We start from the raw sequence: 541 nt of genomic DNA on the forward strand, positions 1-541 counted from the left end.
CGCCGGGGCGGCGGCCCGCCGTGCGGTCCGGTCCCCGGCGCACCGCCGCCGGGGAGTCCGCCCGGAGACGCGCCGCCGTGCGGGCGCGGATCAGTCATCGAGGTCTCGGCGGGGCGTCTCGCCGCGGCCGAACGGCGCGCCGTCCGGGCTCTCGCCGTGCCGGAAGCGGCGGACGAGCAGGTCGCGGACGGCGCGGGTGTGGCGGCGGCTCACCGGCAGCAGCTCCTCGCCGATCTGGACGGCGACGCGCCCGCCGTCGAAGCGCAGCTCGGTGATGTGCTGGGACGCGACGAGCGTGCTGCGGTGGATGCGGATGAAGCCGGAGTCCTCCCACCGGCGGGCGAGCGCGGCGAGCGGCATCCGGACGAGGTAGCTGCCCTCGGCGGTGTGCAGCCGGACGTAGTCGCCCTGCGCCTCGACGTGGGTGACCGACCGGCGGGACACCAGCCGCGTCCGGCCGCCGAGCTCCACCGGGATCATCTCGTCGTCGTCCGCGCCCGCGGGCGCCCCGGCGGGGGCGCCCGGCGCGCCCGGCGCGCTC

1 protein-coding gene is annotated in these 541 nt (G+C 79.3%); it reads right to left on the reverse strand.

Translation table 11 applies throughout. The features are described from left to right. Positions 1–90 precede the first annotated feature (90 nt). On the reverse strand, positions 91–541 hold a 451-nt coding region (locus DZF91_RS22685; protein ID WP_147341272.1), incomplete at its 5' end, for a LytTR family DNA-binding domain-containing protein.

The sequence above is a fragment of the Actinomadura logoneensis genome (genome assembly GCF_003428695.1).
Classification (GTDB): Bacteria; Actinomycetota; Actinomycetes; order Streptosporangiales; family Streptosporangiaceae; genus Spirillospora; species Spirillospora logoneensis.